The sequence below is a fragment of the Paracoccaceae bacterium Fryx2 genome, from assembly GCA_032334235.1.
GTDB lineage: Bacteria > Pseudomonadota > Alphaproteobacteria > Rhodobacterales > Rhodobacteraceae > JAVSGI01.
Map to the genome: position 1 here is coordinate 49,596 of JAVSGI010000006.1, position 19,846 is coordinate 69,441.

Below are 19,846 nucleotides of genomic sequence, written 5' to 3' on the forward strand. Positions count from 1 at the left end.
ATGACGATTTCGATGCGTGACATTTTTGAAAAGCCCGTCGACCGCGCCATTGATGGCGTCATCAAGGCTGATGATGAGGCGAGCCTCCGGGTTGAACTCGACGAGTATGTCATCACCGGCGAAATCGGGCAGCGGCTCGAGCAGTTCCTTGATGCCTACAACAATTACAAGACTGCGAACGGCGTCTGGATTTCTGGGTTTTTTGGCTCGGGCAAATCGCACCTCCTGAAGATGCTTGCCCTGCTTTTGGAAAACCGGGAAGTCGACGGGGTGAAGGCCTTCGACATTTTCGCCGAAAAGCTGAAGGATGAGCCGATGCTGGCTGGCGCGTTGCGCAAGGCCGTGTCGATCCCGTCAAAGTCGATCTTGTTCAATATTGACCAGAAGGCTGATGTGATCTCAAAAACTGACGTCGATGCTCTTCTGGCGGTGTTCCAGAAGGTGTTTGACGAGATGTGCGGCTATTATGGCAAGCAGCCTCATATCGCACAGTTCGAGCGCCAGCTGGATGAGCGAAACCAGTTCGAAGCCTTCAAGTCAGCGTTTCAGGAGATCTCCGGCAAGCCCTGGGAGACGCGCGGCCGGGAAGAGGCTCTGCTTGAAGGGCGCAGTATCGCTGCCGCTTTTGCACAGGCGACAGGTACGGATGCTGCTGATGCCAAGGATATTCTTGCGCAGTACCGCAAGGACACGCGGGTTTCGATCGAGGACTTCGCCAACATGGTAAAAACCTGGATCGACCGGCAGGTCCCGAACTTCCGCCTGAACTTCTTCGTGGATGAGGTCGGCCAGTACATCGCTGACAATATCAAACTGATGACCAACCTTCAGACCATTGCCGAAAGCCTGAACACGAAGTGCAAGGGCCAGGCTTGGATAATTGTGACGGCGCAGCAGGCGATTACCGAAGTGGTGGGCGACATGACCGCCCAGCAGGAAAACGACTTCTCCAAGATCCAAGCCAGGTTCAGCAACCGCATGCCCCTGAACTCCGCCGATGTGGCAGAGGTGATCCAGCGCCGACTTTTGTTCAAGAACGATGCAGCCCAGATCATGCTGGGCAACCTGCATGACAAGGAAGAGAACAACCTCAAGACTTTGTTCGACTTTTCGGATGGTTCGATCCGCTTGAAGAACTACCGGGACCGCAAGCATTTCATCGCGAGCTACCCGTTCCCACCCTATCAATACACGCTGTTCCAGATGGCGATCATATCGCTCTCGCAGCACAATGCCTTTGAGGGCAAGCACAGCTCAGTCGGGGAACGCTCGATGCTGGGCGTATTCCAGGAGGTAGCCAAGGCCCTTGCTGACCGCCCGGTTGGGGGGCTTGCGACCTTCGATCTGATGTTCGAGGGGATCCGCACAGCGCTGAAATCTGCTGTTCAGCAATCGATCCAGATCGCTGAAAAGAACCTTGATGATCCGTTCGCGGTTCGGGTTCTAAAAGCCTTGTTCCTTGTTAAATACGTCAAGGAATTCAAGCCGTCGGTTCGCAACATCAGCATTTTGCTGCTCTCAGAGTTCGAAGCCGATCAAGTGGGCCAGCGCCGCAAGATTGAGGAGGCTTTGGGCGTTCTCGAGCGCAACACCTATATCCAGCGCAACGGTGAGGTCTATGAATTCCTGACCAATGAGGAAAAGGACGTCGAGGCCGAGGTTAAGGCACTTGATGTCGATCCGACAGAGATCAGCAAGGAGCTGGAAACCCTTGCTTTTGACACGATCCTTCGACACCGCAAGATCAAGCATCTGGCAACGGGCTTTGAGTATGCCTTCAGCCGCAAGCTCGACGATCACCTGCTGGGCCGGGAATACGAGCTCTCGATCAACATCATAAGCCCCTTCAACGAAGATGCCGCCGCACCTGATGCTGTTCGCATGCGCAACATGGGGCGCGAAGAGCTGGCCATCGTGCTGCAGCCCGATGTCCGGTTTATTCGCGATCTGACGCTGTTTCGCCAAACCGACAAGTTCATCCGGCAGTCGCGCAGTGGCTCGCCACAGCCTGGTCGTGACCGGATCATCCTCGAAAAGGGCGAGCAGAATGGTCGCCGCGCGAAAGACCTTGAACTGCGGCTTCGCAAGCTGATGGCCTCTGCGCGCCTTTTCGTGCGCGGTGACGAACTCGACATCGGAGGTGACGAGCCGCAGGACCGCGTCGTGAAGGCGTTCCAAGCGCTCGTTGACAAGGTTTACGTCAACCTGTCGATGTTGCGCGGCGTGAGTTATGTCGAGGCAGACATTGCCAAGGCCGCCAGCCCGACAGGGGGCCTCTTTGGAGACGCAGGCACTGGTCTGACCGAAGCCGAACAGGATGTTCTGAACCACGTTCAGGGTCAGGCGCGTAACGGTGTGAAGGTATCGGCCAAGTACTTGTCCGAGCGCTTCGGTGCGAAGCCTTATGGCTGGCCCACAATGGCGACGCTTTGCCTTGCTGCCAGCCTGTCCGGAAAGGGCAAATGCGAAGCCCGCTCGGACGGCACCTCTTTGGAAGGCGCCGATCTGGCGCGGGCCTTAAACAACAGCCACATGCTGGGCAATGTGCTTCTGACCCCGCAGTTGGAATTCACCGCGTCGCAAATCAAGGCCGCGAAGGACATGTACAAAGAGCTGTTCGGCCTGCCTGCTGACGGGTCGGATGCGCGGGTTCTGGGGGCCGAATGGGCAGACAGCATTCGCAAGCTCGCGGATGAGCTGAACCAGCGTGTCATCGAAAAGTTCAAGTATCCGTTCCTCGCAGCACTCGAGCCCTTTCGCGATCAGATCGTCGCCATGATGGGCAAGCCTGCGACCTGGTACATAACGGAACCGGTCAAACAGGAAAATGAGCTACTCGATGCCAAGGAAGGCATCCTCGACAAGATCCGCAGCTTCATGGGTGGGGCGCAGCTTGAAATCTATGACGATGTCCGCGACTTCCTCCAGACGCAGGAGGCCAATATCAGCTATGTCGACGCCGCTGCTGGTGAAAAGCTGCGCGCGGCGCTGCTCGATCCTGACTGCTACAAGGGCACCGCGATCCAGTCCCTGAAATCCGACCTCTACGCTCTGAAAGACAAGGTGGAACTCGACGTTCTCAAGGAACGCAAGGCGGTGATCACGGCAGTGGATGAATGTGCCAGCAAAGTGGCCCAAACGGCGGAGTTCCTCGCTTTGACATCTGATCAGCAGGATAAAATTCGCCACGGTCTGGACAACCACAAGGCTGGCCTTGAATCCGTCACCATGATCCCGATCCTGCGGGACCGGGCGAATGGCGCGCGCTCCAGCATGATGCAGCAGGTGCTGGCGGATATCTCGCGGATGGCGCAACCCGCCACACCCGCACCTGCAACCCCGGGCTTGAACGACCGACAAGCCCCGGCCCCCAAGCCCCCGACCTATGTCAACGCGTCCGACATCAAGGTGGCGTACCCGCGGACCTATCTGGCCGAGGAAGCCGATGTCGACGAATACGTGAATGAACTGCGCAAGACCCTGATGGCACAGATCCAGCAGGGCAAGAAGGTGATCGTCTGATGGATACCAACGCCCTCAAGAAATTTGCGCAATCGGCGCGCAACCTGGCAATCGATCAGGTCACGGCGAAACTGGCCCTCGTCCTCGATGCGTCCTCGCCCGTGCGGCGCGAACACGCAGCTGCGATCAAAAAACTGGATGCCGCCATCGCTCAGAATGGCAAGCAACAGGTCATCGAACAGGTCGCCTATACCTGGTTCAACCGCTTCACCGCCCTGCGTTTCATGGATGCCAACGGTTACACCAACCCGCGCGTTGTCTCGCCAGCCGATGGGGCCACGCGCCCTGAAATCCTGTCCGAGGCACTGGCGGGCAACCTGCCCGATGGCGCGCCAGATGCCATTGCCGCCCTGCTGTCCGGGCGCACGCCCTCGAACGATCCGCAAGCCGAGGCATACCGTTTGCTGCTGGTCCATGCCTGCAACCAGTGGCACGGCCCGATGCCCTTTCTGTTCGAACAGATCGACGACTTCACCGAACTGCTGATGCCCGAGGATCTGCTGTCGCAAACCTCTATCCTGGCCGAGTTGCGCAAGGTGATGACCGAGGGCGCCTGCCAGGATGTCGAGATCATCGGCTGGCTTTACCAGTTCTACATCTCGGAGAAAAAGGATCAGGTCTTTGCCGGCCTGAAGAAGAACGTCAAGATCACGGCCGAGAATATCCCCGCCGCGACGCAGCTGTTCACGCCGCACTGGATCGTGCGCTATCTGGTGGAAAACTCGCTGGGGCGGCTGTGGCTGCTGAACCGGCCCGCCAGCACGCTCGCCTCCAGGATGGACTATTACATCGCGCCGGTTGAGGCTGAGACGGACTTTCTGCGCATTACCCGCGTTGAGGACATCCGCATCTGCGATCCGGCCTGCGGGTCGGGGCATATGCTGACCTATGCCTTCGATCTGCTCTACGCGATTTACGCCGAAGAGGGGTATGAGGCTGACACGATCCCGGCGCTGATCCTGACCCATAACCTGACAGGGGTCGAGATTGACGACCGCGCGGGCGCGCTGGCGGCCTTTGCGCTGGTGATGAAGGCGGCGGCCAGGCTGGGGCGGCGGCGGTTCCTGCGGATGGGGGTGACGCCCGACATCTGCGTGTTGCAAAACGTGAGCTTTACAGCCGCCGAGATGCAGGACGTGGCCGCCGTGGTGGGGCGCGATCTGTTCACGAATGAATTGCGTGAGACGCTGGGGCAGTTCGAGCAGGCCAAGAACTTCGGCTCGCTGATCGTGCCTCACTCAAGCGATCCGGCAGAGACGCTGCGGGTTGTCGCGGCGCGGGATTTTGCGGGCGATCTGCTGTTGAAAGACGTGCAGGCGCGCGTGGTGGTGGTGCTGCGCATGGCAGAGGCATTGTCGCCGAAGTATCATGTGGTGGTGGCCAACCCGCCGTATATGGGTGCTGGCGGTATGAACTCGAACTTAATCATTTTCTCAAAGACTTATTATAAAGATAGTAAAGCTGATTTGTTCGCCATGTTCCTTGAACGAACGGTGGCCATGACCCAAAAGAGCGGGTTTTCCGGTGCAATAAACCTACCGTCTTGGTTATTTTTGAGTTCATTCGAAAAGCTGCGGAAAAAATTACTTTTAAACACCACGATTGTTTCCTTGCTACATATGGGACGTGGAATCTTTGGAATTGATTGGGGGTCTACTGCGTTCGTGCTCAACAATATTGTATCCAAGAACAAATCAGGGAGTTTCTTCAGGCTGCATAAGAGGAATTTTCAACATATAAAGCCAGAAGATATTGCCACCCTGTACCGTAGAGCGCTCCGCGATCCTGATTTCCACTTTGACTTCGGTAAATATCGAGACGAGAGCGGTACAAATGAAATTCCGGAAGACTCGGACACCAAAGGTGAAAAACTCTACTTCAGCTTCAAATCTTCTGCGTTGCTTGAAGTGCCCGGAGCACCGATCGCGTACTGGATTTCCGTTGGTCTGCGTAATGCGCTAACAGCGAAACGCCCACTGAAGGATCACGCTCGGGCCCTGTCTGGTATGAGAACTGGCGATAACAATAGATTTCTGAGGTTCTGGTATGAACCATCGAAAGACAAATTTGGAACAGATGGCTACGCAGAAGAAAAAAAATGGTTCCCTTACAACAAGGGGGGCGATTTTAGAAAATGGTTTGGCAATGCTGATCTTGTTGTCAATTGGGCGTCAGGCGGCTCCGAGATCAAGGAGCTTACTCGTGAAAATTACCCTGAACTAGGCGATAACCTGTCTTGGAAAATAAGCAACGAAGACTGCTACTTCCGAACGGGCATCACATGGGGCGGGCTGTCGTCAACCGATCTAAGCTTCAGATGGTCCGACTATGGCGCTCTCTTTGATTCGAACAAAGGCGCGATGATGTTTCCGAGTGACGACGAGGGGCATTTGGTCCTTGGCTACCTCAATTCGAAAATTCCAAAAGTTACTATCAAGGCCATTAACCCGACAATGTCTACTCAAAACTCAGAGATAAATATCCTTCCGTATTTTTCCAATGAAATACGCCAGCGAGAGGAAAAACTAAAGGATGTCGTAGGAAATGTCGTGAGCGCTCACAAATCCGACTGGGACGCCTACGAGACCTCCTGGGATTTCACCACGCTCCCGCTGCTCCACCCCGACCACCGCGTCGAGACGATGGAGCACACCTACACCACCCTGCGCACCCATTGGCAGGGCATGACGGATGAAATGCAGCGGCTGGAGGAAGAGAACAACAGTATCTTCATCGACGCCTACGGTCTGCAAGACGAGCTGACCCCCGAGGTGCCGCTGAACGAGATTACCCTCACCTGCAACCCCGCCTATCGCTATGGCGGCAACGCCAGCATTGCGGACCGAGAAACCCGCCTGCGCGCCGATACCGTGGCCGAGTACCTGTCCTACGCCGTGGGCTGCATGTTCGGCCGCTACAGCCTCGACGCCCCCGGCCTGATCCTCGCCAATCAGGGCGAGACGCTGGCCAACTACCTCGCCCGCGTTCCCGACCCGCAATTCATGCCGGACAAGGACAACGTCATCCCCGTGCTCGACGCCGACTGGTTCGCTGATGACATCACCGACCGCTTCCGCCAGTTCCTGCGCGTGAGTTTTGGCGAAGACACCTTTCGCGAAAACCTGCGCTTTATCGAAGACGCGCTGGGCAAGGACATCCGCAAGTATTTCACCAAGGATTTCTACGCCGACCACGTAAAGCGCTATAAAAAGCGCCCGATCTACTGGCAATTCGCCAGCCCCAAGGGCAGCTTTCAGGCGCTGATCTACATGCACCGCTATCGCCCCGACACGGTGTCGGTGCTGCTGAACGAATACCTGCGCGCCTATCTGTCCAAGCTGGAGGCCGAGCGCGCGCGTCTGGACCAGTTGGCCGACGACGCCAGCGCCACACAGGCCCAGCGCACCAAGGCGCTGAAGGACGCAAGCGCCATCGCCAAGCAACTGGACGAGCTGAACGAATGGGAGCGCGAGGTGGTCTTTCCGCTGGCGCAACAAAAGATCGAGATCGATCTGGATGCCGGGGTCAAGGCAAACTACCCCCTGTTCGGTGCCGCGCTGAAGAAGATCCCCGGGCTGGAGGCCACGGATGAATGAGCGCATCCACGCCAGCCTTGCGCGGATGTTCGACGAGCACCGGCTGGTGTTCTGGTACGACACCGCCCGCGACATGTGCGAGGCGTATCATAGCTTTGCTCTGGCGGGTGTCGAGAAGGTCGAGATCGAAAGCAACGAGTTCGGTCTGAAATACCGGATACTTCGGCAGGCACCAAAGCAGCGGTTCCTGATCTACAAGGACGGCCCCGAGCCGCCGATGGCCGAGAATTGGCTGCTCGACCTTCAGCTTGCGACGGTGGTGTTCAAGGCCGATCAGGCGGCGATCTGGATGGCCGAACTCGGCCTGCCCGCGCAGTTCGAAAGCGTGGTGCGCGAACACACCGAGTTTTACCGCGCCAAGGTTCGGGTCGATGCGCTGAAGCGGCTGATGCAGGCGTCTGACACCCAGACGCAGATGCGCCTGCGGATGCTGGCCGTCTGCGCGGGGGCCGAGGGTGGCCTTGATACAGTGATCGAGGCGCTGCTGGGGGAACTGGCAGCGGGCAAGGACGACGCGCTGCGCCTGATCGAGCGATCCGGCCTTACCGGGATCTTCTGGACGCAGGTCGGGCAGGCCTATGGTTATCGCTCCGACGAGCCGGATTTCGAAGATTTCGCGATTTCCCTGTTCCAGTCGGCCTATGCGCGCGCATTGGCCGAGGATGGAGCGCTGAACGCCGAGGCGCTGCTGGTCTTTCGCCGCTGGAAGAACAACCGGCATTGGGCGGGGGCGTTCGAGGAGCTGTCCGCGCGATATCAGGACCTGCTGAAGATCCCCGCCGACCTGCTGAAACGCGATTTCCGCGCGGTGGTCGCGACCGACCACTTTGAGGAGATCGACCGGCACATCATTCGCCAGATCGTGCAGGCGATGTCGACCCAGACCGTAAGCGCGCCCGAGGTTCTGACGTGGGTGCGCGAGCGGCGGCAGAGCCACTGGTATCCGAAGTACGAGGACATCTATCAGGCCATCAGCTTTGCGACCGAATTCCAGCAGGCGATGGCCGAGGCGAACCTTGGAATGACCAGTCCGGCCGAGGGGGTGCGGCGCTATGTGACGAGCTGGTACAAGCTGGACCAGCTGTACCGCAAGTTCATCTATCACAGGCAGAAAAGCGATCATGTTTCGCTGCTGGCCGATTTGTATGACTCGGTCGAGAACCGCTACACCAACAGCTTCGTTCTGGCGGTGAACGATGCGTGGCAAGACCAGATCGCGGGCCTGAGCGAGTGGAAGATCCCCGGCTTTGCCTCGCAGGCCGATTTTTATCGGGATCAGGCCGCTGAGTATCGGCGCAAGGATCAGAAAGTGGCGGTCATCATTTCGGACGCGCTGCGCTTCGAGGTGGCCGAGGAATGCCTGCGCCGGATCCGCGCGCTGGATCGTTTTGATGCCGAGCTGAAGCCGATGATCAGTTCGCTGCCCAGCTATACCCAGCTCGGCATGGCGGCGCTCCTGCCGCACAACGGGTTGGCCATGGCCGAAGACGGCAGTGGTGATATCTTGGCGGGTGGTGAGAACACCAAGGGCACGCCTGCGCGTGAAAGGCTACTTGCGGCTGGTCGGAAGGGGGACAGTGCCAAGGCCCTGAAATTCAAAGATGTCATGAATATGCGCACGGAAGAGGGAAAGGCGCTCTTCCGCGATCATCATATTGTCTACATCTACCATAACCGCATCGACGCGATCGGCGATGATCTGAAAACCGAGGAGCAGTTGCCCGAGGCGGCAGAGGACGCAATCGAGGATCTGACCAAGCTTGTGCGCAAGCTGACTTCGGCCAATTTCTCCAACATCCTGATAACAGCGGACCACGGGTTCCTCTATCAGCACCGTGTGCTTCATGAGAGCGATTTCGCGATTGCCGATCCGCAGGGAACTGAGATCCTCTTTAGGAATCGGCGCTTCGTGATCGGTCGCGGGCTCAGTGCGACCGCTGGAATGAAGCATTTCACCGCGACAGGCCTTGGCCTGTCCGGCGATCTGGAGGTTCTGATCCCGAACTCGATCAACCGAATGCGGGTGAAAGGCGCTGGCAGCCGCTTTGTTCATGGCGGGGCTGCGCTCCAGGAAGTTGTCATACCCGTCATCCGGGTCGGCAAGCAGCGCGAGGCCGACGTGGGCCATGTCGAGGTGCAGATCTTTGTGACGGGTCGCAGCCTGATCTCTTCGGGTCAAACGGCTGTTGCACTCTACCAGGTTCAGCCAGTTTCAGAGAAGATGCGGTCTCGGGAGTTGCTTGCGGGCATCTATGCGACTGACGGCACGCTGATTTCGGATGAGTACACGCTGCTTTTCGATTTCAGGTCGGAGAATGCCCGCGAGCGCGAGATGCCGCGCAAGTTTCTGCTGTCGCGGGATGCCGACCGTTTCAACAATCAGGATGTCATCCTGAAGCTGCGCGAACGCGTGGGAAAGACCAGCCATTATCAGGACTATGCCAGCCACCGGTTTCAGCTTCGGCGCGGCATCACCACTGACTTTGATTTCTAAGGAGCCTGCGGATGAGTGACCTCGACGCCAAGATCAACGAACATTTTGCGGGCTTCGTGGTCCGTAAAGACCTTGTGAAAGCGGTCAAGGGCAACGCGATCGTGCCGACATATGTGCTGGAATATCTGCTGGGCCAGTACTGTGCCACCGATGATGAGGCGTCGATCCAGACCGGCATCGAGACGGTGAAGGAAATTCTGCGCAAGCATTATGTCCACCGCAGCGAAGCCGGGCTGATCCAGTCGACCATCAAGGAAAAGGGCCGCTACAAGGTTATCGACCAGGTCAGTGTCTCGCTGAATGAGAAGACCGACAGCTATGAGGCCGTGTTCGACAACCTTGGCATCAAGAAGGTCGCTGTCGACAGTGGCACGGTGAAGGCGCACCCCAAGCTGCTCGTGACCGGGGTTTGGTGCATTGCCGAAGTGCAATACGAATTTTCGGAAGATGCCCGGATCTCACCTTGGATCCTCGAGTCGATCAAGCCGATCCAGATCGCCAAGGTTGACTATGACCATTACCGCGAGGTCAGGAGCGCCTTCACCACGGATGAGTGGATTGACCTTCTGATGCAAAGCATTGGCTTCAGGCCGGAAGCGTTCGGTCGGCGCAGCAAGCTGCTGCAACTGCTGCGGCTGATCCCTTTCGTCGAGCGAAACTACAACCTGATTGAGCTGGGGCCAAAAGGGACGGGCAAGTCCCACATCTATTCGGAGTTCTCGCCCCATGGGCAGCTGATTTCAGGTGGGGAGGTCAGCATCCCGAAGCTCTTCGTGAATAACTCGAACGGGCGTATCGGCCTGGTCGGCTATTGGGACGTCGTGGCTTTCGACGAATTTGCCGGACGCGAGAAGACCGCGAACAAGGCGCTGGTCGACATCATGAAAAACTACATGGCCAACAAGTCTTTCTCGCGGGGCGTCAACCCAATGGGAGCGGAGGCCAGCTTCTCTTTCGTGGGCAATACCGACCACAATGTGCCCTTCATGCTGAAGAACAGCGATCTCTTCGAGGCGCTGCCAAGCCAGTTTCACGATTCTGCGTTCATCGATCGTCTGCACGCTTATCTGCCCGGCTGGGAGATCGACGTCATCCGTGGTGAGATGTTCACCAAGGGCTATGGCTTCATTGTCGACTACCTGGCCGAGATCCTGCGTCATCTGCGGTCAGAAGATTTTTCGAACCGGCCAGACCAGTTCTTTCAGGTCAGCGAAAAGATTTCGACGCGAGACAGGGATGCGATTTACAAGACGATGTCGGGCATGCTGAAGCTGATCTTCCCTGATGGCAGCCAGACCGAGGACGAGGTCGAGGAACTGCTGCGTCTTGCCATGGAAAGCCGCAAGCGGGTGAAGGATCAACTCGCCCGGATCGACAGTACATACCCGGACGTCGATTTTCATTACGTTGGCACTGACGGTGCAAAGCGGCGGGTCAGTACGGTCGAAGAGGAGGAATATCCACAGTTCTATCACCTCAAACCAGCTCTTGACCCAAAGGACCAGGGAAACGCCACCGGGGCCACGCCCAGCGCTCATCAGCCATCTGAAGACGATGCGCGTGACACTGCAGCGGTTGCTCCGATTTCACCCAAATCTCTGCCCGCCCCAAAACTAGCTGAGGGCCACCATGTCTTTGCGGAAAACCGAAAGGGCGTGAGCTACGACAAGCTTTTTGGGCCTTATATCGATGGGGCCAGTCGCATCATCGTGACCGATCCGTACATTCGCCTGTTTTACCAGCACAGGAACATGATGGAATTCGTCGAGATGGTGATCCGCAGGAAGCCTCCGGAGGATCAGATCAAGGTTCACCTTGTGACAGGGCCCGATGAGGGCAACATCTCCCGTCAGCGCGAATTGCTCGAGTCAATCACCACGGCCTGTACAGGCACTGGTGTCGAGTTCAGCTGGGCTTTCGATACGTCTGGTACCGCCCATGCCCGCGATATTGTCACCGACACTGGCTGGAAGATGGTGTTGGATCGGGGGCTCGATATTTTCCAGCCGCCTATCAAAACGGAGGGTTTTTCCCTTGGGGACCGGATTCAGGAGCACCGGATGCTCAAGGGCTTTTATGTCACCTACGTGCGTTTAGCTCCTGATAGGGAAGGGGCATGAGTTTCCGCTTCTGGCGCCGCATCCGTCTGGCCCCCGGGGTCACGCTGAACCTGTCGAAATCAATGGCATCGCTGTCGCTGGGCCCGCGCGGCGCGAAATACACTATCAGCCCAAACGGAAACCGCATGACGGCAGGATTGACCGGGACCGGGCTTTTCTACACCGTCCATGACAGTAAGCGTGCTGAGCGAGGCGAGGCCGCACCTGCGCCAGCTGTGCCGCAGCGCGACCGGTTGAAGCTTGGCTTCTTTCAACGTCTGATGACGCCAGTAGTGGAGCGGAGATTCATTGATGGCATCCGCGCGCTCAATGATGGTGATCAGGACGCGGCACTGACCGCTCTGGAAGAAGCAGGCGACCTGCCCGATGCTGCCTGGATGGCTGGAATGATCCGGCTCCGCCGCGAGGAGTTCGACCGAGCAGAGGCGCATTTCCAGCATGCACTGGGCATGGTCAATGATCTGGGCACGTTATTCGCCAAATACGAGATCGCCGCGCAGGCCAGCTTGCCAATCACGAAGGATATCTTCGCGCATGTATTCCCGCGCGAGCGCGGCACGCGATTGGCACTTGTGGAGATTGCGCAACTGGCGGACCGGTCGCGTGATGCCATGGCGCATCTGGAACGGCTTATGGAACTGGACCCGACAGACCCCGTGGTGTTGGTGTCTTTTGCTGAACTGGCACTCGACACACCTGATGACCGCGCATTGATGGAGAGGGTGGTGCGCGCCACGGTGAATGTCGAAAACGAGACCCCGGTCGACACAGCGATCCTGCTTTATCGCGGCAAGGCGCTGGCCAAGTTGGGCCTGCCCGATGCAGCGATCGATGTGCTGACCTTGGCAAATCGCCGCCATAAGGACCGCCCCGAGGTATTAATGCGGCAGATCCGCTATGATCGCGCGGTTCTCTATGACCAAGTAGGCCGCAAGGCACAGGCAAGGCGCGAGTTCGAACGTCTATATGCCGCTGACCCGAACTATGAGGATGTGGCAGAGCGGCTGGGTTTTGCAGCAACTACTGCGACATTTAGTGGAGATCGGATATAAGGCACCGCAAACCTGTGGCCACAACGATTTTGGGAGACTTGGAAAGATGAAAGCCAGCGAAGCAAATATGCTCGAGTTCCTGAAGCGCTCGCCCCAGTTTGTCATTCCAATCTATCAGCGAACCTACAGCTGGACCGAACGCGAATGTCAGCAGCTCTGGGACGACATCATGCGCGCGGGACAACGGTCTGATGTCCTCGCTCATTTCGTGGGGTCGATCGTCTATGTGCAGGCTGGGCTTTATCAGATTATCAACCAATCACCGCTTCTGGTCATCGATGGGCAACAACGACTGACCTCGGTCATGCTCATTCTCGAGGCGCTGGCGCGGGCGCTGGGCGATGAAGAGCCGGTAGACGGGTTCTCGAGCGAAAAGGTACGCAGTTACTTCCTGCTCAACCCGCTTGAGAAGGGGGACCGGCGCTACAAGCTCCTTCTGACCCAAGGTGACCGCGCGACCCTGCTGGCCATCATGCAGCAAAAACCTATGCCCGATGATGGGTCCATGCGGGTGATGCAGAACTTTGCTTTCTTTGAAACCCGGATCGCGGGAATGAATGGAGATCTGAAAGCGCTCTGCGAGGGGCTGGCCAAGCTGATGGTCGTGGACATTTCACTGACCCGCGATCAGGACAACCCGCAGCTTATTTTCGAGAGCATGAACTCTACAGGCCGTGAACTGAGCCAGGCGGACCTGATCCGCAATTTCGTTCTGATGGGGTTGGAGCCGGACCATCAAAGCCAGATATATGGGGACCACTGGCACCCAATGGAGGTCAGCTTTCCCCAAGACGGTTATGGCGCGCACTTTGACGCCTTCATGCGGCATTACCTGACCTTGCGGACTGGCGAGATTCCGAACCTGCGCGACGTCTATACCGCGTTCAAGGACTATGCTCGTGAACCCATAGTGGCGACGGCAGGAGTGGATGCACTTGTCGAGGATATTCATGCCTTTGCCCGGCATTACAGTCGTATGGCGCTGGGGAAAGAACCTGACCCAGACCTCGCCGTTGCATTCCGGGATCTGCGAGAGCTGAAGGTCGAAGTTGCCTTTCCGTTCCTGCTCGAACTGTATCACGACTTTGTAGCAGGCCTATTGCCAAAGCCTGATTTTCTGCGTGCCGTTCGCCTGATCGAAGCCTACGTTTTTCGACGCGCCATCTGCGCCATTCCCACGAACTCATTGAACAAGACCTTCGCAACCTTTGGCCGAGTATTGCGGAAGGACCGCTATCTGGAGAGCATCGAAGCGCACTTCATGACCATGCCCTCGTATCGACGCTTTCCCGATGACGAAGAGTTCCGCCGCGGCATGGCCCTTCGCGATCTCTACAATTTCCGTAGCCGGTCCTACTGGTTGCGCCGTCTCGAAAACTTTGATCGCAAAGAGCGCGTTGCTGTCGATGAGTACACGATCGAGCATATCATGCCGCAGAACGAGAACCTATCGTCTGCTTGGCGCAATGCGCTCGGGCCGGACTGGAAAAGGGTGCAGGAAACCTTGCTGCATACGGTCGGGAACCTTACGCTCACAGGCTATAACGCCGAATATAGTGATCGACCGTTTCCCGAAAAGCGGGACATGCATGGCGGATTCCGAGAAAGTCCCTTGCGCCTAAACGAGGGCTTGGCTGCGATTGATACTTGGAATGAAGATGCAATCGCGAAGCGGGCTGAGCGACTGACCGGCATCGCGGTCAAGGTCTGGGATGCGCCACAGCTGTCGCCTTCGGTCCTTGAAGGCTATCTGCCCCAAGCGGACCGCACAACGGAATACACACTTGCGGACCACCCGACTGTTGATGAGGGCGGATTGATGCAGCCACTGTTTCAGGCGCTGCGTCGGGAAATCTTAGCGCTTGATCCCTGCATGACCGAGGAGATCGTCAAATCCTATATCGCCTTCAAGGCGGAAACGAATGTGGTCGACGTCGTGGCGCAAGCGCGGCGGCTACGATTGTCGCTGAACATGAAGTTTCACGATCTTCGCGATCCAAAGGGGATCACTCGGGACATGACCAGCATTGGCCACTATGGCAATGGCGATGTCGAGGTTGCCATCAAGGACTTGGACGAACTGCCCTATGTGATTGGTCTGATCCGCCAGTCGCTGGAGCAGCAGATGGTGAGTTCTGAGGAATAAGCTTGGTTCTGGTCAGACGCAATTAAACCAGAGCATTGCGGTTTGCAGCAGTTGTTCATAGTCGCCAGCCATGGCCTCGGCCATAAAGGTGGCGATTGAGTCATCGGGCAGCTCGGCCTGCTGTGCGGCCTGGCGGCAACGGCCGAGAACGGCAAAGGCGTTGCCGTCACGGCCGGTTAGTTCGACAACGATGTGGGGGTATTTTGGGGACATGGTTTGGTTTCCTCGCGGTAGTTGAAGCGACAACAGGCGTGATCTGCGGGCATAGTCCAGTCGTATTTCAACGAGTTCAAAAGGGCGCGATGACATGCCCGCGCCTGTTCGCGCAGCACGGCGTAGCGTAATCTGCGAGCCAGCCTATGATCAGTGCGCCTTCCGGCAACTTGGCCACCTCGTCGGCCAAGCGCGCCTGCTGCGGACGGCTATAGGCCACAACAGGCGCGCAGGCGCTAGGCGGGGTCTCAGAACTCACCATTGCGCAGGCGCTCAATAAGATCGTCGCGGCTGCGAGGGCGGCGGGTATCTATTTCCAGATTTTATTAACTCGGCGGTGAAGCCAGCACCCCAACCACCACCATTCCCGTCAGATGCCAAATCGCGGCCATCATGATCCCCATGTTAAACGCGAATTCATTGGCGCAGGATTGTGCAAAGAAGTCGCCCTCAAGGAACATGCAGGACCCTTTGCAGAGCTGGACAACCGGGCAGGCCATGCATTCGGGGCGGAAGGCAAAATGGGTGGCAGTATTCAGCGCAATTTCATCAAACGCTTCTACATGGCCAATTTTATGCGCCCCCTTAGCGCCGGTGTTCTGGCAGGTCATGACATTACCGCGCAGATCGACGGCGATGGTGTCTTCGCGGTCCATGCCGCATTTCTGGCCAAGGGCTTCGATTGGACGGCGGCGCTGGATGGAGGCGTAGAACTCGTCAAGGCGCGCGCCAAGGCCAAAGGCGTTTGGATCCTCAACCAGCGCCTCAAAGATTGACCTTGTGAGGCTGTTCAACTGCGCAGGCTCGAAACGCCCCGTACCAATGGCCGTCGCCGCATCATAAACGTTTACCACACCTTCCAGACCCACAAAGACATCCGAGCCAACCTTACCTGCGAACCAAGCCTTCAGCGCCGCAAGATCATGATGTGTGCGTGTCAGCACCGTATTGAAGGACGTCTTATCCGGGCGTTCGGCCAGCAAAGCCTCAATCCAGCCGCGCGTCTGCGGATCCGCAAGCGGATCAGGCCCGCGCAGATGCTGGCCGGGCCCGTCATGCGAGATCGTGATGGCAATGTCGTGCGCCGCGATGAAGTCCAGCTTTTCACGTGAGAGGAGCGATCCGTTGGTGATGATGGAGAAGCGTGCCGCCGGGAACCGCTCCGCCAGCGCGGGGATCAGCCGCCTAATCTTGGCCCAGTAGAGAAACGGCTCGCCACCCCAAAGCTCAATGCTTTCCGGGGCATCAGTGATCCAGCCGTCGAGCTGGACCAGAAAGTGTTCAACATCCACCAGTTTCGAGACAGTGGCATCCGCAATCTGGAACGCTTGGTTGCAATAGCTGCAAGCGTAGTTGCACGACAGACCCAGCTGGATTTTCAGAATACGGGGTGCGCGGGACTTGCCAAGGGGCTTGTCTTTCGCCACCCGCGGCGCGGGCGCGAAGATGCCGGGATCGACCGGCAACGGCAGCCCTTCGGCCTCAGAAGTGTGGGGGTTGTAGCGCATGGTGTGACGGCTGCCGTCACGCGCCTCAAGGGTCAGATCAAACCACATCAGTCAAATAACCTTTCTTCAAGATCGCTGGGCAAGGTGACGCGGAAGTTTGCGACGACCTGCACATGCGGTTTACTCCCCAGGTGGGGATGCTGGTTGTGGGGGATGTGAGAGGGAAAGAAGACCGAGAGCCCCGGCCTTGGATTAACCGAATAGCCGTGGCGGTCCTCAAACGGCAGCCGACCCTCGTCGAAGTAGCGCGAGGGATCCTCGATCACAAAGCGCGGGGAACCTGCGCTGTTGATCGGTTGCCCCGCACCGCCACCGGTCAGAAAGTGCACGCAGGTCAGATCGCCCTCGCGGCTGTCTTTGTGGGTAGAGATAAACGCGCCAGGCTGCATCACGAGGGCGCGGTTTTCGCAATGATCGGGATCAAGATATTGTGCCCAAGGACCAAGCATGGTTCTGGCACAGGTGAAGATATGCGCCTTCAGGGCTTGGCCCGCTTCGCTACGCTCCAGAATACCACGGACTCGGCGCTTGGCGGCGGAAGGGTTGGCCCCGTCCTCCAGCCCTGCGACGGCAATCGCCTCAGCGGCCAATTGCCGATTCACGGCCCAGTCGACGGGAGCCTCAAAAAAGGCGATGCGCGTTGGCCATAGATCGAGCGATGTGTTGCGAACTTCCATTCTTAACACCTGCAATTGCAGTTGCAGTTGAACGTCTTGCGGTTTGCCGTGACTGACACAGCACCTGACGTCCCTCCGCCGGAGAGGCTTTCGACGTAGCAGTTGCCCACATAAGCGCCAGCATAACCGCTTGCGCTGCCCGACACAGACGCACCAGCCGAAGGTGTACCATTTGTAATGGTCACCGCTGTGATGGTCCCAGATCCGATCGCGGGCTTATTGGCGATGCGCGACCAATCCACTGTACCGCTGTCATCAATCACGATGGTCGTTCCAACCTTATAGGCCATGTGCGCCTCCTGTCTCTTGATGTGCCAGGATCTCTGCGAGCCCGGCTTTGCAGTGAGAATTGGGAAGGGTGAGCGAACACAGGACCGGAATGCACATCCGCTCTTCACCCTCAAAATAGGTGCTGTCGTGGGGCACATGGCCCTCAAAAATCAGCATCGAGCCGGTTTTCGGCTCCACGGCGTACCAGCCGCCAATATAGGCATCGGGGTTTTTGCAGGGCCAAAGCCGCTTGCCAACATTGGCAGGATCGTAAAACCGTACGGCACCACGATGCAGGGAGGTTTCCGGGCAATCCACGTCCAGCACCACGCGCGGATAATAGGTGCAGACGATATCGGTCTGGATATGGGTATGGGCGTTGATGCCCACGTTCTCCCGCAAGCTGCGGCGCTGCCAGAAAGTGTCTGACATCATCTGAATGTCGCCCGCATGATCATAGCCATAGGCCAGCTGCAGATATTCCCGCACTGCCGCTGCCACCATTTGCGCCAGCACGACGATGGCCGGATCGCGCTGATCCATCAGAAAGTTGTGACGCAGATGGCCCAGATGATTGGTCTGATCGCCAATGTTACGGCCGTCGCCCGCGTCTTGTATCCGATTTGCCGCAGCGTCCTCAGCCGCCAGCGCATAAAGCTGGTCGTTATAGCCCGGCGGCATATCCCAATGCTTGTGCATGACAAACGCCGGATAGATCATCTGCAACTCAGTGCTGGTCGCTATTTTGAGGCTCATGCCACCACCTCAACGCGCAGCTTGCCAATGGCCGTGTAATGCTCAGTGTTGATCTTGACCGAGATCACATCGCCAACCGCAAGGCCTCGGGCCTCGACGCTGATCACGCCATGCCCATGTGCATCCGTGGTAACGCGGCGGCGCGGCAAATAACCGGCATCGGCCTCCAGTTTGAAGGTCACGGCCCGCATGACGGTGCTGCCGTCTGAGGTCCAGACCAACTGGAACGGTACATCAACCTGACCATCTGGTGCGACCGTGACCACCTCAGTTGTGACTGCGTGGAAGTAGAATTGCTTGAACCAGACGCCATCCTTTGGAATGGTTGCATCATCAATCCGCCCGGCAATCACCGTGCCGTTCAACAAGATCGGGTCAGTCTGACACAGCACCTCAATGCGGGCCTGATCAAAGGGCACCTCAAACGGCAAAAAGACCACCAGCGCATTGGCAATGCCCTCACGGGCCCGATGCCGGAACGACAAATCGATCTTTTCGCGGGCCGATTGCGCAAAGCGGTTGCGCCAAGACAGGGGTCTTCCGCCCTGACCGACCGCGATATCCAGCAAGGAATAATCAACGATCTCATCAACGCCGTTCATGCCATCAGCAAAGATATAGGACCGTCCCTTGTAGATCGCCCCGGCGTCCGTGCCCGGCAGATCAGGGATCAGGGTTTCATTGTGCGCAAGATCCACAAAGCCCGCCTTGTTGCCAAATGCAGGTGGTACCTCAAGTATTGCCTTTAAATCCGCCCAAGCCATCACACCGGCCATGCCAGTGCCGGATCCTGCGGGCACGCGTTCAAAAACGGAAATGCCGGCGTAATCTGGTTTGATGTCGACCGCGTAATGCAGTGGCCCACCGCAATTGGTGATGGCAAATAATCCTATTTCGATCACGGTGCATTCCTTTTCAGCTGCTCGACCTCTACCGCGAGGTCCTTGATGGCCTCGACCAGCAGGCCGATGAGATTTCCATACGCTAGGCGCAGCACGCCCTCGGCCTCGACCACGGCTTCCGGGGCAACCCGCTGCACATCCTGCGCGATCAACCCCATCTGGCGTCTGTCCGAGCCCCGCATTTGGAAGGTCACGCCGGTGAGCCTGTGCAATTTGCCAAGTGCATCCGGGATCGGGGTTATTTCAGATTTGAGCCGCAGATCGGAGGTGGTGACAAAATCGGGTGCAATCACGGCGCCTGTGAAGCTTGCGCCCGTCAGTTGCGCAAAAGCGCTGGCTTGGATCCCGTCCAGAAGATCAGCGTTTAGGCCCGATCCGGGTCCATCTTGGGCCAGCACCTTGGCAAAGAGCTCGGCGTCGCTCAGCGCTGCGGTTGTCACATCGACGATGCTCTCCACCCCGCTTGTGCTTTTCTTGAGATAGAGCTTTCCATCGGTCACGTTGACCGCCAACTCACCTGCAACCAGCTGCGCTGTCGTTGGCACGCGCCCTGCCACGGTGGTGCGCTTGACCAAAAGAGTGTTGGCCAT

The 19,846-nt window shown here is 57.7% G+C and carries 13 protein-coding genes; 6 read left to right on the forward strand and 7 right to left on the reverse strand.

Translation table 11 applies throughout. The features are described from left to right. From brxC to RNZ50_25660, 6 genes are read left to right on the forward strand one after another with little or no spacing between them, the layout of a single operon-like run. Positions 1-3,522: a BREX system P-loop protein BrxC gene (gene brxC / locus RNZ50_25635; protein MDT8858344.1), complete on the forward strand. Its 3,522-nt coding sequence runs from the start codon at positions 1-3 to the stop codon at positions 3,520-3,522. Next, complete coding sequence (pglX, locus tag RNZ50_25640; GenBank protein MDT8858345.1) at positions 3,522-7,118, forward strand: BREX-1 system adenine-specific DNA-methyltransferase PglX; 3,597 nt, start codon at positions 3,522-3,524, stop codon at positions 7,116-7,118. The genes brxC and pglX overlap by 1 nt, the downstream gene beginning before the upstream one ends. Continuing rightward, on the forward strand, positions 7,111-9,612 hold the full coding sequence (pglZ, locus tag RNZ50_25645; GenBank protein MDT8858346.1) for a BREX-1 system phosphatase PglZ type A: 2,502 nt from the start codon (positions 7,111-7,113) through the stop codon (positions 9,610-9,612). The genes pglX and pglZ overlap by 8 nt, the downstream gene beginning before the upstream one ends. 11 nt (positions 9,613-9,623) lie before the next feature. Then, positions 9,624-11,732, forward strand: coding sequence for a BREX system Lon protease-like protein BrxL (brxL, locus tag RNZ50_25650; GenBank protein ID MDT8858347.1), 2,109 nt, complete (start codon positions 9,624-9,626; stop codon positions 11,730-11,732). Continuing rightward, the gene (locus RNZ50_25655) at positions 11,729-12,784 is read left to right on the forward strand and encodes a DUF4236 domain-containing protein (GenBank protein ID MDT8858348.1); all 1,056 of its coding nucleotides are present in this window, start codon (positions 11,729-11,731) and stop codon (positions 12,782-12,784) included. The genes brxL and RNZ50_25655 overlap by 4 nt, the downstream gene beginning before the upstream one ends. 46 nt (positions 12,785-12,830) lie before the next feature. Continuing rightward, positions 12,831-14,930: a DUF262 and DUF1524 domain-containing protein gene (locus RNZ50_25660; GenBank protein MDT8858349.1), complete on the forward strand. Its 2,100-nt coding sequence runs from the start codon at positions 12,831-12,833 to the stop codon at positions 14,928-14,930. Positions 14,931-14,942: 12 nt separating this feature from the next. Here RNZ50_25660 and RNZ50_25665 read toward each other — a convergent pair whose 3' ends face one another. From RNZ50_25665 to RNZ50_25695, 7 genes are all read right to left on the reverse strand, one after another. Then, positions 14,943-15,143 (reverse strand): hypothetical protein, encoded by a 201-nt coding sequence (locus RNZ50_25665; protein ID MDT8858350.1) that lies wholly within the window; start codon positions 15,141-15,143, stop codon positions 14,943-14,945. Between the two features lie 326 nt (positions 15,144-15,469). Continuing rightward, positions 15,470-16,699: a radical SAM protein gene (locus RNZ50_25670; GenBank protein ID MDT8858351.1), complete on the reverse strand. Its 1,230-nt coding sequence runs from the start codon at positions 16,697-16,699 to the stop codon at positions 15,470-15,472. Continuing rightward, on the reverse strand, positions 16,699-17,328 hold the full coding sequence (locus RNZ50_25675) for a hypothetical protein (protein MDT8858352.1): 630 nt from the start codon (positions 17,326-17,328) through the stop codon (positions 16,699-16,701). Before RNZ50_25675 ends, RNZ50_25670 begins: the two co-directional genes overlap by 1 nt. 2 nt (positions 17,329-17,330) lie before the next feature. Then, the gene (locus RNZ50_25680; GenBank protein ID MDT8858353.1) at positions 17,331-17,618 is read right to left on the reverse strand and encodes a hypothetical protein; all 288 of its coding nucleotides are present in this window, start codon (positions 17,616-17,618) and stop codon (positions 17,331-17,333) included. Next, on the reverse strand, positions 17,608-18,354 hold the full coding sequence (locus RNZ50_25685) for a hypothetical protein (GenBank protein ID MDT8858354.1): 747 nt from the start codon (positions 18,352-18,354) through the stop codon (positions 17,608-17,610). Before RNZ50_25685 ends, RNZ50_25680 begins: the two co-directional genes overlap by 11 nt. Beyond that, entirely contained in the window at positions 18,351-19,256 is a 906-nt protein-coding gene (locus tag RNZ50_25690) for a hypothetical protein (GenBank protein MDT8858355.1), read from the reverse strand. Before RNZ50_25690 ends, RNZ50_25685 begins: the two co-directional genes overlap by 4 nt. After that, entirely contained in the window at positions 19,253-19,846 is a 594-nt protein-coding gene (locus RNZ50_25695) for a tail fiber domain-containing protein (GenBank protein ID MDT8858356.1), read from the reverse strand. The genes RNZ50_25690 and RNZ50_25695 overlap by 4 nt, the downstream gene beginning before the upstream one ends.

Bases quoted from the DNA above. Each gene is read 5' to 3' on its own strand.
- RNZ50_25695 (MDT8858356.1), bottom strand. From the start codon at position 19,846: ATGGCCAACACTCTTTTGGTCAAGCGCACCACCGTGGCAGGGCGCGTG.
- RNZ50_25685 (MDT8858354.1), bottom strand. From the start codon at position 18,354: ATGAGCCTCAAAATAGCGACCAGCACTGAGTTGCAGATGATCTATCCG.
- RNZ50_25665 (MDT8858350.1), bottom strand. From the start codon at position 15,143: ATGTCCCCAAAATACCCCCACATCGTTGTCGAACTAACCGGCCGTGAC.
- RNZ50_25670 (MDT8858351.1), bottom strand. From the start codon at position 16,699: ATGTGGTTTGATCTGACCCTTGAGGCGCGTGACGGCAGCCGTCACACC.
- brxL (MDT8858347.1), top strand. From the start codon at position 9,624: ATGAGTGACCTCGACGCCAAGATCAACGAACATTTTGCGGGCTTCGTG.
- pglX (MDT8858345.1), top strand. From the start codon at position 3,522: ATGGATACCAACGCCCTCAAGAAATTTGCGCAATCGGCGCGCAACCTG.
- pglZ (MDT8858346.1), top strand. From the start codon at position 7,111: ATGAATGAGCGCATCCACGCCAGCCTTGCGCGGATGTTCGACGAGCAC.
- RNZ50_25675 (MDT8858352.1), bottom strand. From the start codon at position 17,328: ATGGAAGTTCGCAACACATCGCTCGATCTATGGCCAACGCGCATCGCC.
- RNZ50_25680 (MDT8858353.1), bottom strand. From the start codon at position 17,618: ATGGCCTATAAGGTTGGAACGACCATCGTGATTGATGACAGCGGTACA.
- brxC (MDT8858344.1), top strand. From the start codon at position 1: ATGACGATTTCGATGCGTGACATTTTTGAAAAGCCCGTCGACCGCGCC.
- RNZ50_25655 (MDT8858348.1), top strand. From the start codon at position 11,729: ATGAGTTTCCGCTTCTGGCGCCGCATCCGTCTGGCCCCCGGGGTCACG.
- RNZ50_25660 (MDT8858349.1), top strand. From the start codon at position 12,831: ATGAAAGCCAGCGAAGCAAATATGCTCGAGTTCCTGAAGCGCTCGCCC.